The sequence below is a fragment of the Streptomyces sp. NPDC057424 genome, assembly GCF_042803315.1.
Classification (GTDB): Bacteria; Actinomycetota; Actinomycetes; order Streptomycetales; family Streptomycetaceae; genus Streptomyces.
In genome coordinates this window covers 148,947-169,313 of sequence record NZ_JBHVCP010000010.1, presented here as the reverse complement: position 1 = coordinate 169,313, position 20,367 = coordinate 148,947, and the positions used below count along the sequence as shown (strand labels likewise).

At 74.1% G+C, this 20,367-nt stretch carries 6 protein-coding genes and 1 pseudogene; 4 read left to right on the top strand and 3 right to left on the bottom strand.

The window, feature by feature from the left end; translation table 11 throughout:
- Positions 1–19: 19 nt before the first annotated feature.
- From ACFU3E_RS11975 to asnB, 4 genes and pseudogenes are all read left to right on the top strand, one after another.
- Positions 20–5,821 carry an SDR family NAD(P)-dependent oxidoreductase gene (locus ACFU3E_RS11975; RefSeq protein ID WP_384155250.1) on the top strand — a complete coding sequence of 1,934 codons (5,802 nt, stop codon included), beginning with the start codon at positions 20–22 and terminating at the stop codon, positions 5,819–5,821.
- A gap of 60 nt (positions 5,822–5,881) precedes the next feature.
- Positions 5,882–12,763, top strand: a pseudogene (locus ACFU3E_RS11970) (type I polyketide synthase); the annotation flags it as partial.
- Between the two features lie 88 nt (positions 12,764–12,851).
- Positions 12,852–13,352, top strand: coding sequence for an SRPBCC family protein (locus ACFU3E_RS11965; protein WP_384155247.1), 501 nt, complete (start codon positions 12,852–12,854; stop codon positions 13,350–13,352).
- 54 nt (positions 13,353–13,406) lie between these two features.
- Positions 13,407–15,230: an asparagine synthase (glutamine-hydrolyzing) gene (gene asnB, locus ACFU3E_RS11960; protein ID WP_384155244.1), complete on the top strand. Its 1,824-nt coding sequence runs from the start codon at positions 13,407–13,409 to the stop codon at positions 15,228–15,230.
- A gap of 61 nt (positions 15,231–15,291) precedes the next feature.
- On the opposite strand, the gene ACFU3E_RS11955 is transcribed toward asnB, so the two are convergent.
- The 3 genes from ACFU3E_RS11955 to ACFU3E_RS11945 all read right to left on the bottom strand — a co-directional run bounded on the left by ACFU3E_RS11955 (position 15,292) and on the right by ACFU3E_RS11945 (position 19,970).
- Positions 15,292–18,300, bottom strand: coding sequence for an amino acid adenylation domain-containing protein (locus ACFU3E_RS11955; RefSeq protein WP_384155241.1), 3,009 nt, complete (start codon positions 18,298–18,300; stop codon positions 15,292–15,294).
- 135 nt (positions 18,301–18,435) lie between these two features.
- A complete protein-coding gene (locus ACFU3E_RS11950) occupies positions 18,436–19,266 on the bottom strand; it encodes an SDR family oxidoreductase (RefSeq protein ID WP_384155237.1) in 831 nt (276 codons plus the stop codon).
- The gene (locus ACFU3E_RS11945) at positions 19,263–19,970 is read right to left on the bottom strand and encodes a thioesterase II family protein (protein WP_384155234.1); all 708 of its coding nucleotides are present in this window, start codon (positions 19,968–19,970) and stop codon (positions 19,263–19,265) included. The genes ACFU3E_RS11950 and ACFU3E_RS11945 overlap by 4 nt, the downstream gene beginning before the upstream one ends.
- Between the last annotated feature and the right edge of the window lie 397 nt (positions 19,971–20,367).

Below are 20,367 nucleotides of genomic sequence, written 5' to 3'. Positions count from 1 at the left end.
CGAACGGAGAGGAATCCCTGTGACGCAGCAGCACGTGCCCGGCGCGCCGGCCGAGAAGGGGGCCGCCCCGGGCGGCGACCGCACCGAGCGGATGGTGGAGGCGCTGCGCCACTCCCTGCGGGAGAACAGGCGCCTGCAACAGCACAACCGGCAGTTGGTGGAGGCCCGCCACGAGCCGATCGCCATCGTCGGCATGGGCTGCCGCTACCCGGGCGACGTCCGCTCGCCCGAGGAGTTCTGGGAGTTGCTGGACGAGGGGCGGGACGCGATCACGCCGTTCCCGTCCGACCGCGGCTGGGACGTCGAGTCGCTGTACGACCCGGACCCCGACCGGCAGGGCCACAGCTATGTGCGCCACGGCGGGTTCCTGGCCGACGCCGACCGGTTCGACGCCGGCTTCTTCGGGGTCAGCCCCCGTGAGGCCCTGATCATGGACCCGCAGCAGCGGCTGCTCCTGGAGACCTCGTGGGAGGCCGTCGAGCGGGCCGGCATCGACCCGACGTCCCTGCGCGGCAGCCGTACGGGCGTGTTCGTCGGCGCTGCGCCGCACGGCTACGGCGGTCCCGGCGTGCGTACGACGGCCGAGGGCGGCGAGGGATACGTGCTGACCGGCACCGCGCTCAGCGTCGCCTCCGGCCGGCTGGCGTACACCTTCGGCCTGGAGGGGCCGGCGATCACGGTCGAGACGGCGTGCTCGGCGTCGCTGGTCGCGCTGCATCTGGCCGTACGGTCGCTGCGGGACGGCGAGTGCGAACTGGCGCTGGTGGGCGGGGCGTCGGTGATGGCCCGCCCCTTCATGTTCGTGGAGTTCAGCAGGCAGCGCGGGCTCGCGCCCGACGGCCGCTGCAAGCCGTTCGCGGCCGCAGCGGACGGTACGGCCTGGGGTGAGGGCGTCGGCATACTCGTGGTGGAGCGGCTGTCGGACGCGCGGCGGCACGGGCACCGGGTGCTGGCCGTCGTCCGCGGCAGCGCCGTCAACCAGGACGGCGCCTCCGCCGGTCTGTCCGTGCCCAACGGTGGCGCCCAGCAGCGCCTGATCCGGGCCGCGCTCGCCGACGCCCGCCTCTCCGCCGGTGACGTGGACGTGGTCGAGGCGCACGGCACCGGCACCACGCTGGGCGACCCGATCGAGGCTCAGGCACTGCTCGCCACCTACGGGCAGAACCGCGCCGAGCCGCTGTGGCTGGGCTCGGTGAAGTCCAACGTCGGCCACACCACGCACGCGGCCGGTGTCACCGGCGTCATCAAGGCGGTGCTGGCGCTGCGGCACGGCGTCCTGCCCGCGACCCTGCACGTGGACGAGCCGACCCCGCATGTCGATTGGTCCGCAGGCGACGTGCGGCTGCTGTCCGAGCGGCGCCCTTGGCCGTCGACCGGCCGCCCCCGGCGCGCCGCGGTGTCGTCGTTCGGGATCAGCGGCACCAACGCCCACGTCGTCCTGGAACAGGCCGAGGAGTACGCGATCGAGGAGGCCGGCGGGCAGGGCGCGTCAGGCGAAGCCGGAGGCACGAGTTCGATCGGCGAGGCCGGTGGTCAGGGCTCCTCCGGCCCGTCCGGCGGGGAGGTCCGGGCCACCACCCCGGCGCTCGTCCCCTGGCAGTTGTCCGCCGCCACCCCCGAGGCCCTGCGCGCCCAGGCCGAGCGGCTGCGCGAGACGGTCGTGGCGCACGCGGACCCCGATCCGGCGGCGCTCGCCCTGCCGTTGGCCGTGCGGCGGGCGAGCCTGGACCACCGGGCCGTGATCATCGGCACCGGCCGGGACGAACTGCTCGCGGGGCTCGACGAGTTGCGTCACTCCGGCCCGGACGGGTCGGGTCGGGTCGTCACGGGAACCGCGGCACACAGCGCGGGCCTGGCCTTCCTGTTCACCGGGCAGGGCGCCCAACGGGCCGCTATGGGGCGCGAGTTGTACGCCGCCCATCCGGTGTTCGCCGAGTCGCTGGACCGGATCTGCGCGCTGTTCGAGAAGCGGGCGGACCTGCGGCTGCGTGAGGTGCTCCTCGCCGACGAGGGCACGGAGCAGGCGGCGCTGCTGGACCGTACGCGGTGGACGCAGGCCGCGTTGTTCGCCCTGGAGGTGAGCCTGTACCGGTTGGTGGAGTCCTGGGGGCTGCGCCCCGGCCATCTCCTGGGCCACTCCGTCGGTGAGCTGGCCGCCGCGCATGTCGCGGGCGTCTTCTCGCTCGACGACGCGGTCACGGCGGTGGCGGCCCGCGGCCGGCTCATGGAGGAGTTGCCGCCCGGCGGGCTGATGGCAGCCGTCGAGGCCACCGAGGACGAGGTCGCCGACCTCCTCGCGGGCCACGAGGAGGCGGCCGGCATCGCCGCCGTCAACGGCCCGACCTCGGTGGTCGTCTCGGGCGACGAGGACGTGGTGCGCTCGGTGGCCGGAACGCTGCGCGAGCGGGGGCGGCGGACGAAGGAGCTGGCCGTCAGCCACGCCTTCCACTCGCCCCGCATGGACGGCATGCTGGACGCCTTCCGCACGGTCCTGTCGTCGCTGGACCTGCGGGAGCCGAACCTCCCCGTCGTCTCCAACGTCACCGGCCGCCCGGCCACGTCGGCGGAGCTCCGCTCGGTCGACTACTGGGTGCGGCACGTCCGCCGGGCGGTGCGTTTCCACGACGGCGTGCGCACGCTGCTGGGCCTGGGGGTGCGCACCTTCCTGGAGCTGGGTCCGGACGGCGTGCTGTCCGCGATGACCCGCGACGGCGCGGCCGCCGCGCTGCCCGAGGAGGAGAACTCCACAAGCTCCACAGGCTCCATGGGCTCCACGGACTCCGCCGTCCTCGCGGTGCCGCTGCTGCGCCGCGACCGCTCCGAGGTCCGCACGGTCCTCACCGCGGTGGCCCAGGCGCACGTACGGGGCGTTCCCGTGGACTGGCGGGCACAGCTGACGGCCACCGGGAACGGGGCCCCCGAGCCCCTGCCGTTCGACCTTCCCACGTACGCCTTCCAAGGCGAGCGGTACTGGCTGTCCGGCGACGAGGGCACCCCGGTCGAGCAGGACGGGCTGGGGCTGGCCCCGGCCGGGCACCCCCTGCTCGGCGCCCTGCTGACCCAGGCGGACGGCGACGGGCTGGTTCTCACCGGCAGGCTGTCGTCCCGCGCTCCGGGCTGGCTCGGTGACCATGTGCTGCTGGGCTCGGTAGTGGTCCCGGGCACGGCGTATCTCGACCTGGCCCTGCACGCGGGCCGGCTGACGGGCTGCGACACGGTGGAGGAGCTGGTCCAGGAGCACCCGCTGGTCCTCGGCGAGGACACGGCCGTCCACCTCCAGCTCACCGTCGGGCCCGACGAGGGGGACGGACGCAGGCGGTTCACCGTGGCCTCCCGGCCGGCGTCCACGGCCCTCTCGGACGGCGAGGCCGCCGCGCAGGCATGGACGCACCACGCCGACGGTGTGCTGTCGGACGCCGGGGCCACCGCCGATGACCGCGGCCTGACGGGCCCATGGCCGCCTGCGGGGGCGGTGCCGGTCGATCTCACCGGGTTCTACGACGCCATCGCCCTCGACGGCTACCCGTACGGGCCGTCCTTCAAGGGGCTGCGCGCGCAGTGGCGTGCGGGCGAGGACGTCTTCGCCGAGGTGGAACTGCCGGAGCCGTTCCGCGCGGAGGCGGCCCGCTACGGAGTGCATCCCGCGCTGCTGGACGCCGCCCTGCACACCAGCCTGGGCGACACCGCCGAGCGGGTGGCGCTGCCGTTCTCCTGGCAGGGCGTCCGGTTGCACGGCACCGGCGCCACCGCGCTGAGGGTGCGGGTGACGCCGCTCGGTGAGGACACGATGGCGGTGCTGGTCGCGGACGGGCATGGGACGCCGGTGGCTTCGGTGGAGTCGCTGCGGTTCCGGCCGGTCACCGCCGAGCATCTGCGGGCCGCCGCCCGGCACCGGTCCACCGACAGCCTCTTCCACGTCGACTGGCAGCCGCCGGCCGACGCCGGGACGGTCCGGGACGTCGTCGCCGTGGGCGACGGCACGCCGCCGGACGGCCTGGTCGCGGAGACCTTCGCCGGCCTGGCGGAGCTGGGGGCGGCCCTGGAGGAGGGCCGGCCGGTGCCCGACGCCGTGCTGTGGGACTGCGGGGCGGCGGTGCCCGCCGACGCGGACCTCCCGACGGCCGCCCGCGTGGTCGAACGGGCGGTGCGGGGCGTGCTGGTGGGCTGGGCGGCGGACGAGCGGTTCGCCGGCGCACGGCTGGTGGTGGTGACCCGGGACGCGGTGGCCGTCGACGCGGACGACGCCGTACGAGGGCTCGAACAGGCGCTGGTGTGGGGGCTGGTGCGGGCCGCGCAGGCCGAGCATCCCGGGCGGTTCGTGGTGATGGACGTGGATGACACCGGCGCGCCGGAGGTGTGGCGGGCGGCGCTGGGCTCGGGCGAACCGCAGCTCGCGCTGCGCGGCGGCACGCCGCTGACGCCGCGGCTCGCGCGTGCCCGGCCGGCACCAGCGGACGGTGCCGCACCGGTGGCGGGGCTCGGTCCCGACGGCACGGTCCTCATCACGGGCGGCACGGGCGCCCTTGGCAGCCTCGTCGCCCACCACCTCGTGACCGCACACGGCGTGCGCAGGCTGGTCCTGCTCAGCCGGGGCGGGCCGCGCTCGGCCGGAGCCGGGGAACTGGCCGACGCGCTGAACGCGTTGGGCGCGGACGTCACGGTGGAGGCGTGCGACGCGGCCGACCGCGAGGCGCTGACGGCCGTACTGGACCGGATTCCCGCCGCGCACCCGCTGACGGCGGTGATCCACGCGGCGGGGGTCGTCGACGACGGCGTGCTCGACGCGCCGACCCCCGAGACCGTGGACGCGGTCCTGCGTCCGAAGGTCGACGCGGCCTGGCATCTGCACGACGTGACCCGGAAGGCAGCGCCGCCCCTGTTCGTGCTGTTCTCGTCCTCGACGGCCACGCTCGGTGCCGCGGGCCAGAGCACCTACGCCGCCGCGAACGCCTTCCTGGACGCCCTCGCCCAGCATCGCGCGGCCCTGGGGCTGCCGGCCGTGTCGCTGGCGTGGGGCGCGTGGGAGGCGGGCATGGCGGCCCGGCTGGACGACACGGCGCTGCGGCGGTTCCGTCGTTCCGGGGTGCTGTCGCTGTCCCCCGAGGACGGGCTGGCGTTGTTCGATGCGGCGCTGACGGCCGGAGGGAGCGCGCCCCGCACGCTGCTGCCGGTCCGTCTCGACACCGCCGGGCTGCGCGGCGCGGGCGAGGCGGTGCCCGTGCTGCTGCGCGGGCTGGTGCGCCCGCCGGCCCGGGCGGCAGAGGGCGTGCCGGCCCGGGAGGACGCCTCCGGCGGACTGCGGCGACGGCTCACCGAAGTCGACGGGGAGGAGCGGGAACGGATCCTGCTCGACGTGGTGCGCCGGACGGTCGCCGAGGTGCTCGGACATGCCGACGGGTCGGCCGTCCCGGCCGGACGCACTTTCAACGAACTGGGGCTCGACTCGCTGACGGCGGTCGAACTGCGCAACCGGCTGGGCGCCGTAACCGGGCTGAGGCTGCCGGCGACCCTCGTCTTCGACCATCCGACGGCCCAGGCGGTCACCCGCTACGTGGACGACGCGCTGCCGCGGGACGGCATCCCCTCAGCCGAGCCGGTGCTCGCCGAACTCGACCGGCTGGAGCGGTCGTTGGCCGTCGTCACGGCCGACCATCCCGACCGCGACCGGGTCGCCGCGAGGCTGCGCGCCCTCGTCGCCGGCTGGGGGCCGATGCCACCGGCCCGCACCGCGCCCTCGGCGGACGGAACGGCCCCGCGTCTGGACTCGGCCGACGACGACGAGGTCTTCGACTTCATCACCAACGAACTCGGGATCTCCTGACCCGTGCGCGACAGAGAGGACGGCACCACCGTGGCGAACGGCGAGACCACCGAGGACAAGCTCCGCTACTTCCTCAAGAAGGTGACGGCCGATCTCCAGCAGACCCGTGAGCGACTGACCGAGCTGGAGTCCGCCGAGGGCGAGCCGATCGCTGTGGTCGGCATGTCCTGCCGATACCCGGGCGGCGTGGAGTCGGCGGACGGGCTGTGGCGGCTGGTCCTGGAGGGCCGGGACGCGACGTCCGCGTTCCCGGACGACCGGGGCTGGGACCTGGAGTCGCTGTACGACCCGGACCCAGACACGCCGGGGACGACGAACACCCGCGAGGGCGGCTTCCTCGACGGGGCCGACCGCTTCGACGCCGCCTTCTTCGGCATCGGCCCGCAGGAGGCCCTGGCCATGGACCCGCAGCAGCGGCTCCTGCTGGAGACCTCGTGGGAGGCGTTCGAGCACGCCGGCATCGACCCGTCGACGCTGCGGGGCAGCCGCACGGGCGTGTTCATGGGCACCGGCCAGCAGGACTACGGGACGCTGCTGCGGCACGACCCGCAGCATCTGGAGGGCTATCTGATCAGCGGTCTGACCGCGAGCATCCTCTCGGGCCGCCTGGCATACGTCTTCGGCCTGGAGGGTCCGGCGCTGACCGTGGACACGGCGTGCTCGGCGTCGCTGGCCGCCGTGCACGTGGCCGTGCAGTCGCTGCGGCGCGGCGAGAGCGAACTGGCCCTGGCCGGCGGGGCGACCGTGATGGCCACGCCGTTCATGTTCACCGAGACGGCACGCCAGCGCGGTGTGGCGCCCGACGGCCGCTGCAAGGCCTTCGCCGCCGCCGCGGACGGCACGGGCTTCAGCGAGGGCGCCGGCGTCCTCGTCCTGGAGCGCCTGTCGGACGCGCGGCGCCACGAGCACCGGGTGCTGGCCGTGATCCGCGGCAGCGCCGTCAACCAGGACGGCGCCTCCAACGGCCTGACCGCGCCCAGCGGCCCGTCCCAGCAGCGGGTCATACGGCAGGCCCTGGCCGAAGCCCGTCTCACCCCGGCCGACGTCGACGCCGTGGAGGCGCACGGCACCGGTACGCGGCTGGGCGACCCCATCGAGGCGCAGGCGCTGCTCGCCACTTACGGGCAAGGTCGTGAAGAGCCGCTGTGGCTGGGCTCGTTGAAGTCCAACATCGGGCACACCCAGGCCGCGGCCGGTGTCGGCGGCATCATCAAGATGATCATGGCACTGCGGCACGGGGTGCTCCCGAAGACGCTGCACGTGGACGAGCCGACGCCGCACGTCGACTGGTCGGCGGGCCGGGTGGAACTCCTCACCGAGCGGCGCGCGTGGCCCGCCAGGGGCCGGCCTCGCCGCGCCGCCGTGTCCTCCTTCGGCGTCAGCGGCACCAACGCGCACGTGGTGCTGGAGCAGGCGCCCGCCGAAACCCCGGAGCCCGAGGGCGGGTTCGTCCCGCCCCTCGCTCCGGTCGTACCGCTCGCCCTCTCCGCCCGCGACGGCGCGGCCCTGCGCGACCAGGCCGAGCGCCTGGCCACGCACCTCGACGCTCTCACCGACGCGGAGGAGAGCGGACGAGAGGACGCCGACACGGGCGTACGGGAGGTGGCGCACGCCCTCCTCACCCAGCGCGCCGGCCTCGACCACCGCGCGGTGGTCCTCGGTGCCGACCGCGCCGAACTCCTCGCCGGGCTGCGGGCCCTGGCCGCCGGCAACCCGGTGCCCGGTGTCGTCACCGGGCAGGGCAGTTACGAGCGTCCGGTGTTCGTCTTCCCGGGGCAGGGCTCCCAGTGGACCGGCATGGCCACCGAACTGCTGAAGACCTCCGAGGTGTTCGCCCGGTCGATCGCCGACTGCGAGGCCGCGCTCGCCCCGTACGTCGACTGGTCCCTCACCGAGCTGCTGTGCGGCGGGGAGCGGCTGACCCGCTCCGTGGACGTGCAGCCCGCCCTGTTCTCGGTGATGGTCTCCCTCGCCGCTATGTGGCGGTCCCTGGGTGTCGAACCCGCCGCCGTCATCGGCCACTCGCAGGGCGAGATCGCCGCGGCCGTGGTCGCGGGCGCGCTCACCCTGGAGGACGGGGCCAGGATCGTCGCGCTGCGCGCCCAGGCGCTGCTCGCCGTCACCGGACGGGGTGGTCTTGTTCCCCTGGCGGTGTCCGAGGAGCGGGCCCGGCAGCTGATCGAGCCGTGGCAGGGGCGGATGCACGTGGCCGTCGTCAACGGTCCCGGGGCCACCGTCGTCGCCGGGGAGCCGAAGGACCTGGACGAACTCGTCGCCCTGTGCGAGGGGTTGGAGATCCGGGCCCGCCGGATCGACGCCGACTACGCCTCGCACTCGCCGTACGTCGAACCCGTCAGGGACGAGGTCCTGCGGGCGCTGGCGGACATCACGCCCCGCACCGCGGCGATCCCCTTCTACTCGACGGTCACCGGTGACCCCGTCGACACCGCGACGCTCGACGCCGAGTACTGGTACACCAACCTCCGGCAGACCGTCCGGCTGACCGACGCGGTGCGCACCGCGTTCGCCGAGGGGCACACCGCCTTCGTCGAGTGCAGCCCGCACCCGGTGCTCACGCTCGCCCTCGAAGCCATCGCCGAGGAGGCGGAGCGCGACATCCTCGTCACCGGCACCCTGCGCCGGGACGAGGGCGGCTGGCCCCGCTTCCTGGCCTCGGCCGCCCACGTCCACAGCCATGGCGTCCGCGTCGACTGGAGCGGGTTCACGACACCGCCGGGACGGGTGCTGGACTTGCCGACCTATCCGTTCCAGCGTCGGCGGTACTGGGTCGAGCGCCGGGCGGCGGACCCGGTGCCCGCACCCCTGGGTGCCGTGCCGGCCTTCGCGCAGGCGGGCGGGCGGCCGGAGCCGGAGGGCGAGGAGGGGGTTACCGAGCTGGCGCGCCGGCTGGCCGAACTGCCTGCGGCGGAACGGCAGTCGCTGGTGCTGGACCTTGTGGTGGACGAGGCGACGGCCGTGCTGGGCCTGTCGTCCCCCGCCGCGCCCGGCCAGACCTTCAACGACCTCGGCTTCACGTCGATGACCGCGGTCGAGCTGCGCAACCGGCTGCGCGCCGCGAGCGGCACCCGCCTGTCGGCGTCCGTCGTCTTCGACTACCCGACCCCGCAGGCCCTGGCCGGGCATCTGCTCGACCGGATCACCGGCACCCGCGAGCAGGCCCCGGCCGCGGCACCGGATGCCCCTGCCGACACGGGCACGCCCACGGACGACGACCCGATCGCGATCGTCGCGATGGCGTGCCGCTATCCCGGGGACGTGCGCGGGCCGGAGGACCTGTGGCGGCTGGTCGACGACGGCACCGACGCGATCAGCCCCTTCCCCGAGGACCGCGGCTGGGACCTGGAGGCGATCTACGACCCCGATCCGGGGCGGGTCGGCCACACCTACACGAGCGAGGGCGGCTTCCTCGCCGACACCGACCGCTTCGACGCGGCGTTCTTCGGGATCAGCCCGCGCGAGGCCCTCTCCATGGACCCGCACCAGCGGCTGCTGCTGGAGACCGCCTGGCAGCTGTTCGAGCACTCCGGTATCGACCCGACCGGCCTGCGCGGCAGCCGTACCGGGGTCTTCGCCGGTCTCGCCGGGCAGGACTATCCACGGCTGGTGGCGGGGGCGGCCGCGCGGCAGGGCATCGAGGCCTTCCTGATGACGGGCAGCGCGGCGAGCGTGATGTCCGGCCGGTTGTCCTACACCTTCGGCCTGGAGGGCCCGGCGGTGACGGTGGACACGGCGTGCTCGTCGTCGCTGGTGGCGCTGCACCTGGCGGCGCAGTCGCTGCGGGCGGGCGAGTGCGAGCTGGCGCTGGCCGGCGGGGTCACCACGATGGCGACGCCGGATCCGTTCATCCAGTTCAGCCGGACCCGGGGACTGGCACCGGACGGCCGGTGCAAGCCGTTCTCGGCCACCGCCGACGGGACCAGTTGGGGCGAGGGCGTCGGCCTGGTGCTGCTGGAGCGGTTGTCGGACGCGCGGCGCAAGGGCCATCGGGTGCTGGCCGTGGTCCGCGGCACCGCCACCAACCAGGACGGTGCCTCCAACGGCCTGTCCGCGCCCAACGGGCCCTCCCAGCAGCGCGTCATCCGCCAGGCCCTGGCCAACGCCCGCCTCACCCCCGCCGACGTCGACGCCGTGGAGGCGCACGGCACCGGCACCACGCTCGGCGACCCCATCGAGGCGCAGGCGCTGCTGGAGACGTACGGCAGGGACCGGCCGGCCGAACGGCCGCTGTGGGTGGGCTCGGTGAAGTCCAACATCGGGCACACGGCCGCCGCCGCGGGCGTGGCGGGTGTCATCAAGATGGTGAAGGCGATGGAGCACGGCGTCCTGCCGCGCACCCTGCACCTGACCGAGCCGACTCCGCATGTGGACTGGTCCGCGGGTGCCGTGGGACTGCTGGCCGAGCCGGTCCCGTGGCCGGAGACCGGACGTCCGCGGCGCGCCGGGGTGTCGGCGTTCGGCATCAGCGGGACGAACGCGCACGTGATCCTGGAGCAGCCGCCCCGGCAGGACGAGGCCCCGCGCCCCGAGGCTCCGGCGGCGGAGACGGGGCGGGAGACCCTGCCGTGGCCGCTGTCGGCGCACAGCGCGGCGGCCCTGCAGGAGCAGGCACGGCGGTTGCGCGAGCACCTGTCCGCACGCCCGGGGACGGACCTGGCGTCCGTGGCCGGCACGCTGGCCCTCGCCCGCGCCGCGCTGCCGCACCGCGCGGTGGTCGTCGGCACCGGCCAGGACTCCCTGGAGGCGGGGCTCACCGCTCTGGCGGCGGGAGCACCGGCACCCGGCCTGGTACGCGGTACGGCTGCAGGCGGGCGCGTCGGCCTCCTCTTCCCCGGCGAGGACGGCCAATACGCCGGTATGGGGCGCGAGTTGTACGAGCGATACCCGGTCTTCGCGCGGGCCCTGAACGAGCTGTGCGAGAAGCTGGAACGCGAGCCGGCCCTCGGCGGCGACGGCGACGCGGCCCGTCCCGGACTGCGTGACGTGCTGTTCGCCGAGGCCGGCACCCCCTGGTCGGCCCTGCTGGACGAGACCGGGTACGCCCAGGCCGCCGCGTTCCTCGTCGGCGCCTCCTCCTTCTGGCTGCTCCAGTCCTGGGACGTAGTACCGGACGTGATGGGCGGTCACGCAGTCGGCGAGCTGACGGCCCTGTACGCGGCGGGTGTGCTGTCGGCCGAGGACGCCTGCCGGCTGGTGGCGGCGCGGGCACGGCTGACGCGGTCGGCCTCCGGCCCGGACGGGCGCCACGGGGCGTCGCGGGAATCCCGACCCAGCCAGGACGCCTTGGAGGAGTTCGGGCGGCTGGCGGACACGATCGACTTCCGGCCGCCGCGTATCGCCATGCTGTCGGGCGCCACGACCGGGGAGGGGGACAAGCCCGAGCACTGGGTCCGCCGGCTGCGTGAGACGCCCGGCGACCCTGACGTCGTGGACGCGCTGCTGGACGCGGGCGTCACGACGGTGGTCGAGGCCGGCGCGGGCGGTGTGCTGACGGCGCTGGTGCGGGACGCGGCGTCCGGACGCCCGGGCCCGGACACCGAGGCGGCGCCGCTGCTGCGCAGCGACCGGCCGGAGCGGCAGAGCGCGCTGGAGGCGCTGGCCCTGCTGCACGTGCGCGGGGTACGCGTCGACTGGTCCGCCGTCCTGGACGGCGTCCCGGTCGGCGCCCCGGTCGACCTGCCCACGTACGCCTTCCAGCGTCGCCGTTTCTGGCCGGACGGCACCCTGCCGACGATGGCCGCGCCGACCGGAGGCGAAGGGGGGGCGGAACCGGCCGGGGACGCGGCGGCCCAACTGCGCGATCACCTGGCCCCGTTGACGGCCGACGCCCGCGAGACCGCCCTGCGTGCCCTGATCGCCCGGCAGGTGGCCACGGCCCTCGGGCACGCCGACACCGCCGAGGTCGAGGCGGCGTTCAGCCTGCCGGAGCTGGGCATCGAGTCCGTCATGGCCGCGGAGATCCGCGTGCACCTCCAGACGGCCACCGGAGCACAGCTGCCGGCCACGGCGCTCTTCGAGCACCCCACGCTCGACGGATTCGCCGCCCACCTCCACACCCTGCTGGTCTCCGCGGCGCTCCTGCCACCGCCCGGCGACGAGGAGCCCGAGGACTCCCCCGCCCCGACGGCGTCCGAGTCCACCGGTTCCGGAGTCCTGACCGCGCTCGCCGCGCGGGCCGGGCAGGTCGGCCGCTTCGCCGACTTCCAGGCGTTCCTGGAGGATGCGGCCCGGTTCCGGGAGACGTTCGACGCGGCCGACGTCGAGGCCGGGACGGTACGGCGGCCCGCGCCGGTGCGGCTCGCCCGCGGCGACGGGGGACCCGCGCTCGTGTGCTTCCCGTCGTTCGCGGGCAAGTCCGGCGCCCACCAGTACGCCCGGCTGGCCGCCGGCGCGCGCGGCGAACGGGACATGTGGGTGTTGCCCGCACCCGGCTTCGTCACGGGCGAACCCCTGCCCGCGGACCTCGACGCCCTGGTCCGGCTGCACGCCGACGACGTCGAACGGTGCACGGGCGGCGCGCCCTTCGCGCTCGTCGGGCATTCGGCCGGCGGCTGGCTCGCGGACGTGGTGGCCGCGGAGCTGATCCGCCGGGGCCCCCGTCCGGAGGCTCTGGTCCTGCTGGACAGCTACGCGCCCGGCAGTGCCGTACTGCCGCATGTCGCGCGGTACATCGGCCGGTCGCTGGCCGAGACGCCCGACGACGGCGTCGCCGCGCTCCTGGACGACACCGCGCTGACCGCGATGGGCGGCTTCGGCCGCCTCTTCGCGGACTGGCGTCCGGACGGCCTCGACGTCCCGGTCCTCCAGGTCCGGGCGAGTGAGCCGCTGCCGGAACCGCAGTTCCCCGCCTCCGGCTGGCAGGCCGACTGGCCCGTGCGGCCCGCGCCCGCCGAGGTGGACGTGCCCGGCGACCACTTCACGATGCTCACCGCGCACGCCGCGACCACGCTCGATGCGGTCCGCGGCCACCTCTCCTGATCTCCTCCCCCGCACCCCTCGAAGGACGGCCCCGATGCCCCCTCGTTTCCACCCGATCGAAGAAGCCGACCACTCCTACTTCACCCGGGCACCCCTGTACATGACGCGCTCCGTCGACGTCCCCTACCCGGTCGAGGAGACCTGGGCGGCCCTGACGGACGACTCCGGCCCGGCGCACTGGACGAAGGGCGTGAAGCGGCTGACCTGGACCTCCCCCCGGCCCTTCGGGGTCGGCACCACACGGGAGGTCGAGCTCAACAGCGGGCTCGTGCTGCGCGAGCGGTTCTTCCACTGGGAGGAGGGCCGCCGCAAGACGTTCACCGGCGTCGAGAGCACCGTCCGCATGTTCCGCCACCTCGTGGAGGACTACGTCGTGGAGTCCACCCCGGACGGCTCGCGGCTCACCTGGCAGTGGGCCGCCGAACTGCACCGCCCGTGGACGTATCTGAAGCCCCTGCTGATGCGGGCGGTTCTGGAGCCCGCGGCCCGCTCCCACATCGACGGGCTGCGTGCCCACATGGCCACCACCCGCTGACCTCCGCACGAGGCGGACCGTCACCGGACAAGACATCGGCAGGAGAGGACGCACATGTGTGGGATCGTCGGCTGGATCGCCTTCCGGCACGACCTTCAGAAGGAACGCCCCGTCCTGGACGCGATGACCGCCACCATGGTCTGCCGCGGCCCGGACGCCGGAGGCACCTGGGTGTCCCCGCGCGCGGCCCTGGGCCACCGCCGGCTCTCGGTCATCGACCTGGAGGGCGGGGTCCAGCCCATGACGGTGGACACCCCGGACGGCCCGGTGGTGCTGACGTACAGCGGAGAGGCGTACAACTTCCGCGAGCTGCGCGACGAACTGCGCCGCCGTGGACACGAGTTCCGCACCTCCAGTGACACCGAGGTGGTGCTACGCGGCTACCTGGAGTGGGGCGAGGAGGTCGCCGACCGTCTCCTCGGCATGTTCGCCCTGGGCATCTGGGACGGCCGTACCGAACGCCTGGTCCTGCTGCGCGACCAGCTCGGTATCAAGCCGCTGTACGTGTACGAGACCGAGGACGGTGTCCTGTTCGGGTCGGAGGCCAAGGCCCTGCTGGCGCATCCGGCCGTGGAGGCCGTGGTGGACCAGGACGGCTTCCGGGAGATGATGGGCTTCGTCAAGGAGCCGGGCGTGGCCGTGTGGCAGGGCATGCGGGAGGTCCGGCCGGGCACGATGCTGATCGTCGACCGGTCCGGTGTGCGCGAGCGCATCTACTGGCGGCTCGAGGTCGAGGAGCACCGGGACGACACGGAGAAGACTGTGCGCCGGGTCCGTGAGCTGCTGGAGGACAGCGTCGGCCGGCAGTTGGTCGCGGACGTGCCGCTGTGCCTGCTGCTCTCCGGCGGGCTGGACTCCAGCGCGCTGACGGCGCTGGCGGGGCGGAAGCTCGCCGAGGAGGGCGGGCGAGTCCGGACGTTCACCGTTGACTTCGAGCAGCCGGACGCCTTCCGCGCGGACGAGCTGCGCGGCTCGCCGGACGCCCCGTTCGCGCACGCGGTCGTGGACCACGTGGGCACGCTGCACAGCGACATCCGGCTGGACCACCGCGCGCTGGCCGACCCGGAGGTGCGCCGGACAGTCATCGCGGCCCGCGATCTGCCGTTCGGCTTCGGTGAGGGCGACAACTCGCTGTATCTGCTGTTCAAGGCGATCCGTGAGCACTCGACGGTGGCCCTGTCGGGCGAGTCCGCCGACGAGACGTTCGGCGGCTACTCGTGGTTCCACCACCCCGCGACGCAGCGGACCCCGGCCTTCCCGTGGGTGGCGCCCCTGGTGCCGACCCGGCTGTACCGGCAGGAGTTGACGCAGGGCGTCCTGGACCTGCCCGGCTATCTGGCGCAGCGCTGGTCCGACGCGGTCGCGCAGGTGCCGTCCCTGCCGGGCGAGGACGCGCAGGAGCGCCGGATGCGCGTGTTCTCCCACGTGCATGTGACCAGCGCGCTCGGCACGTTGCTGGACCGCAAGGACCGGATGAGCATGGCGGTCGGTCTGGAGGTGCGGGTGCCGATCTGCGACCACCGGCTGGTGCAGTACGTCTTCAACGCGCCGTGGTCGATGAAGACGTTCGACGGCCGGGAAAAGAGCCTGCTGCGGGCCGCGGTGCGCGATCTGCTGCCGGCCTCGGTGGCGGACCGGCCCAAGGGCCACTATCCGCTGACGCAGGAGCTGAGTTACGTCGAGGCGTTGCAGCGTCAGGTGGGCGAGCTGCTGTCCGACGACCACCGCGCGGTGGAGTTCTTCGAGCGGGGGGCGCTCGACCGGGCCGTACGGGAGACACCGGAGGCGGTGGAGCGCGACGAGCGCGACGCCTTCGAGCGGGTCCTCGACCTGGCCGTCTGGATGGACCTGTACCGTCCCACGATCAAGCTGTCCTGACCCCGTGTCACCACATGTCTTGGGGGGCGCGACTCGGTTCGCGCCCCCCAAGACATGCAGATCACCGCTCCAGCAGGGCGGCGAGCGCTCGCGGTGTGGGATTGCGGTACAGGTCCCGTGTCTGCGGGGTCGGCAGGCCCTTGTCCCGGAAAGCGGCCGCCAGCCGGGTGGCGAGCAGGGAGTTGCCGCCGATGCCGAAGAAGTCGTGGTCCGGACCGACCGTGAAGCCGAAGACCTCGCTCCACAGCAAGCAGACCCGGGCGAGCAGCCCCGACTCCGCCGCCGCCCCGGACGCATCGGGTCCGGACGCCGTGTCGGCCGGTCGGGCGCCGCCCGGCACGGCGGGCTGCGGCGCCGGCAGCCTGCCGGCGTCCAGCTTCCCGTTGATCGTGCGGGGGATCTCGGAGATCGGCGTCCAGGTGCTGGGCAGCATGTACTGCGGCAGGGTCTTGGCGGCGCGTTCCCGTATCTCCGCCGTGCCGTGGTCGGTGCCCACGCCGTCGCGGAACATCAGGTAGGCGTCGAGGCGGAGCCCGCCGACCTGGTCGCGGCCGGGGATCACCACGGCGTCGGACAGGGCCGGGTCCTCCAGCAGAACGGCCCGCACCTCGTCCGTCTCGATGCGGTAGCCGCGGATCTTGACCTGGTTGTCCAGGCGGCCCCAGTGCTCGATACGTCCGTCGGGCAGCAGCCTGCCCCCGTCGCCGCTGCGGTACCGGGTGCCGCCGCCGGCCGGGTCGTCGAGGAAGCGTTCGGCGGTGAGTTCCGGGCGGTCGAGGTAGCCGAGCGCCACACCCACGCCACCGACCTGGATCTCGCCCCGGACGCCCCGCGGGAGCAGCCGGCCCCTGCGGTCCCGGACGGAGACGCTCCAGCCGCGCAGCGGGCGGCCCACCGACCGGTCGCCGTGCAGGATCTCGGTCCGTGTCACGGTCTGGGCGGTGACGTGCACCGTGGTCTCGGTGATGCCGAACATGTTGACGAAGCGGCACCGCGACCAGCCGTCGGTGTCCAGGCAGGGCCTGAGGACACGGGGGTCGAGTGCCTCTCCGCCGAAGACGAGCAGCCGCACCGACACCGTCCCGTCCGCCTCGCCGGACCGCACGAGTCGGACGATCTCGCCGAACGCCGAGGGCGTCTGGTTCAGGACGGTCACCCGCTCCGACACCAGCAGGTCCAGGAAGGACTGCGGTGACCTGGCCGCGAAGTAGGGGACGATCACCAGCCGTCCGCCGGTGAGCAGACAGCCCCAGATCTCCCACACGGAGAAGTCGAAGGCGACCGAGTGGAACTGCGACCACACGTCGTCGGCCGAGAGCGCGAAGTCCGCGCGGGTGGCTTCGACGAGCGCGGTGACATTGCGGTGCGGGACGACCACTCCCTTGGGGTGGCCGGTGGTGCCGGAGGTGTAGATGACGTACGCGGGCCGCGCCGGGTCGCTCCGGTCGGTGACGGGGGTGTCCGGTTCCCGCTCGGCGAGCGCGGCCAGGTCGGCGAGGGACACCGTGCGGGCTCCGGCGATGTCCGGGCCCGAGTCCTCCTCGGGGCCGATCACGAGCCGCAGACCGGCGTCCTTCACTGTGTAGGCGATCCGCTCGGCGGGATAGCCGGGGTCCGTGGGGACGTAGGCCGCCCCGCTCTTGAGGACGGCCAGGAGCACCACCACCAGATCGGCGGAGCGTTCCATGCAGACGCCGACCCGGTCCCCCTCCGCCACGCCGAGGGACCTCAGCGTGTGGGCGAAGCGGTTGGCCCGCTCGTCGAGCTGCCGATAGGTGAGGGTCTCCCGCTTGTGGGTGACGGCCACGGCGTCGGGCCGGGCGGCGGCGACCTCCTCGAAGGCCCGGTGGACACAGCGGAGTTCCGCGTCGAGCGGACCGCCGTCCGCCAAGTCCAGGATCGCGGCCTCCTCCTCATCGTCCAGGATCCGCAGCCGGTCCACGGGCGTCGTGGGCGGCTGGTCGAGGAGCTGTCCGTGGACCCCGGTCAGGTGCCGGCAGAACTGCGCGACGAGCGTCCCGTCGTGACGGCTCTCGTCGAAGAGGCACACCCCTTCCGGCCCCTCGGGGCCCTCATCGAACCAGTGGAGGGCCAGGGGCGTGCCGGGCCGGGTGCCGGGGAAGTACGCCACCTCGGGGTCGGGGCTCTCGTCGTCGAAGGCCACGGTGATCCGCGACAGCGTGTGCTCGCCGCCGTCGTCGGCGGCCGGTGGTGCGGCGCCCGTGGACCGGGCGAGGTCGTCGAGGGCAGACCGCGCCCGTGCGAGCAGTTCGCCCGTGGTGTCGGTCTCCGCCAGCGTCAGCGGTACGGCTTCCTCCGCCGCGCCCAGGACGGCGGCACTGCGGTGACGGCGCCGCACCACGTCCACGGTCACCTCGGCACGGTCCAGGTAGCGCATCGCCGTGTACGCGACCGCGGCCAGCTGGACGGCGCGGAGCTCCGGCGTGCCCGGTGCCGGGCGGTGGCCGGCCGGGGCCGTGGGGAGCGTGAACCGGTGCGCCGCGCGGCGGGCGGGGCCGTCGGCGGGGCCCGGCGCGCCCGCGGCGGCCGCGGTGGCTGCCCGCGAAACGCCCGCCGTGTCGTCCGGGCCCGTGGCCGGGAGGTCCCACCACAGCCGCGGCGCGGGGCTGTCGGGGCCGGCGGCGACAGCCTTGGCGACCGAGGTGAGGGACGCCCGGTCGAGACACCGCCTAGACGCGGTGAAGACGAGCTGGTCGGCGTCCGCGCAGCGCAGGACCACCAGCCGCACCGGCGCCGGACCGTACCGGGGCACCGGGCGCAGCAGTTCTCGGTGCAGTGCCCGCACCGCCCGGGGGTCGTCCGAGCGGCAGGACACCGTCTCGCACCACACCGTCCGGGGCTCCCGGGCGCCGTTCCGCACGGCCGCGCAGAGGTCGCGTTCGTCGGGTACGGGGCATCCGGCGACGACGTCCCGCAGGCGCTCTGCGAGGACCTCCGGGTCCACACGCCGGTCCGGGCGCAGGACGACCGCGTGCTGGTCGTCGGGTCGGGAACGCTCGGTGGGCGAGAGGGCGTTGTGCGACTCGTACGCGGTCAGGACCGCTGACATCTGGGCTCCCTGTCTGAGGTGCGGGCCGGGGCTGCCGGGCTCCCCGACCGTGGGGAGGGCCGCCAGGCTCCCCGGCCCTGAGGTCGGCTACCGGGCTTCTCGGCCACGCATCCGGCTGCTCGGCGACGCAGCCGCCTATTTGGCCGTGAATCCGCCATCGACGGTGACCACGCTGCCGGTGACACCGCGCGAGCCGTCGCCGACCAGCCACAGCACGGCTTCGGCGACCTCGCCCGCTTCGACCAGTTCGTTCGTCGGCTGGGCCTGCACGAAGATCTCCTCGTGCTCCGCGACGGGCACGTCGAGGGACTTGGCTATCTCGGAGAGCATGCGGCCCTCCAGCACCGGATCGTCCCGTACCGACCCCGGGCACACCGCGTTCACACGGACCTTGAGCGGCGCGTAGTCGAGGGCGGCGGCGCGGGTCAGGCCGATCAGCCCGTGCTTGGCGGTGACGTAGGCGGCGAAGTTGCGGTAGCCGACCAGCCCGGCGGTAGAGGAGATGTTGACGATGCTGCCGGAGCGCTGCCGCGCCATCACCTCACCGACCGCCCGGGTCATGCGCCAGGCCCCGGAGAGGTCCACGTCCAGCATGACGGTCCACTCGTCCTCGCCGATCTCGTGGACCGCCCGGCCCGAGGGGGCGGCGATGCCGGCGTTGTTCACCACGGCGTCCACACGTCCGAAGCGCTCGACGGCTGTTGCGACCACGGCCTCGACGGCGGGCAGGTCACGGACGTCGGCGGGATGGGAGACGACGGTGGCGCCGTGCGCCCGGCACAGTTTCTCCGTGTGGGCCAACTGGCCCTCACTGCCGAGGGCGTACAGGACCAGCGGGAGGTCGTCTGCGATGTCGGTTAGCACCAGATCGGCGCCGTGCGAGGCGAGCAGTTCGGCGCAGGCGCGGCCGATGCCGCGGGCGGCGCCCGTCACGATGACCGTCTTGCCGTTCAGTCTCTGGCTCATGCCCACGCCTTGAGCTCGTCGTCGATGAGCTTCAGCAGCGGGCCCGGGTACTCGGTCAGGTACATGTGGCCGCCGGGCAGTTCCTCCAGACGGAACCCGGACCGGGCGACCGTCTTCCACTGACCGGCCTGCTCGGCCGAGACCAGCGCGTCGTCCAGGCCGCGCACGGACGTGATCGGCGCGTCGAGAGGGTCCTTCGCGGTCGAGACGTACGCCTCGTGCATCTCCACGTCGGAGCGGAGCGTCGGCAGCAGCAGCTCCAGCAGTTCCGGGTCCGCCATGGTCGGGTGGTCGTATCCGGCGAACTCGCGCACCCGGGCCAGGAACTCCTCGTCCGGAAGCCCGGTGGCGCCCACCTCACGCCTGGTCGTGGGTCCTGCCGAACCGCTGACGAAGAGGTGGGCCACCGGTATCCCCCGCCGCTCGCGGAGGTGACGCGCCGTCTCGTAGGCGAGGACGGCACCGAAGCTGTGGCCGAAAAGGGCCACCGGCCCCGAGGACAGCCCGGCCTCGGCGACGAGGTCGTCCGCCATCGACTCGACCGCGGTGAACACGTCCGGGTAGGGCGGGTCGTCGAGGCGCCGCTCGCGCCCCGGGAGTTGGACGGGATGAACCCGGGTGGCCTTCAGGTCGTAGCGCTGCCACGGGGTGAAGAAGCTCGCGCCCGCTCCGGCGAAGGGGAAGCACAGCAGGGGAACGGTCATGGGGGTACGGCTCCTGTCAGTCGCCTGTACAGGCTGTCGGTTCAGTCGCCTTCGCAGGCGGTTGGCTCGGGCGCCCTTGCAGGCGGTCGGTCCGGTGCACGGCGGACGCGCCCTCGGCGCGCGAGGCGATGCGACTGTGTCACGGGGTGCTTGAGCCGCCCTTGAAGCAGGTTTTTCCACCGCTCCTTGACCCGCGTTCGAGCCGGAATACGGAAGCTGGCTGCCTCGGGCGATCCGACGCTGGAGACCTGATGAGCACCCCCACGCACGCCGAAATGGACCACTGCCACGGCGACCGTCGGCATCCCCCGGGGCGTGACGCTCCGGAGTCCCGCGTGGTGAACCTGCCGGGCCAGCGCGGCCGAGCGGGACACCGGGATCCGTGCGGCCGTAGTCC

Excerpts from the sequence above, each read along its gene's own strand:
- asnB (WP_384155244.1), top strand. The coding sequence starts at position 13,407 with ATGTGTGGGATCGTCGGCTGGATCGCCTTCCGGCACGACCTTCAGAAG.
- ACFU3E_RS11945 (WP_384155234.1), bottom strand. The coding sequence starts at position 19,970 with ATGACCGTTCCCCTGCTGTGCTTCCCCTTCGCCGGAGCGGGCGCGAGC.
- ACFU3E_RS11955 (WP_384155241.1), bottom strand. The coding sequence starts at position 18,300 with ATGTCAGCGGTCCTGACCGCGTACGAGTCGCACAACGCCCTCTCGCCC.
- ACFU3E_RS11965 (WP_384155247.1), top strand. The coding sequence starts at position 12,852 with ATGCCCCCTCGTTTCCACCCGATCGAAGAAGCCGACCACTCCTACTTC.
- ACFU3E_RS11950 (WP_384155237.1), bottom strand. The coding sequence starts at position 19,266 with ATGAGCCAGAGACTGAACGGCAAGACGGTCATCGTGACGGGCGCCGCC.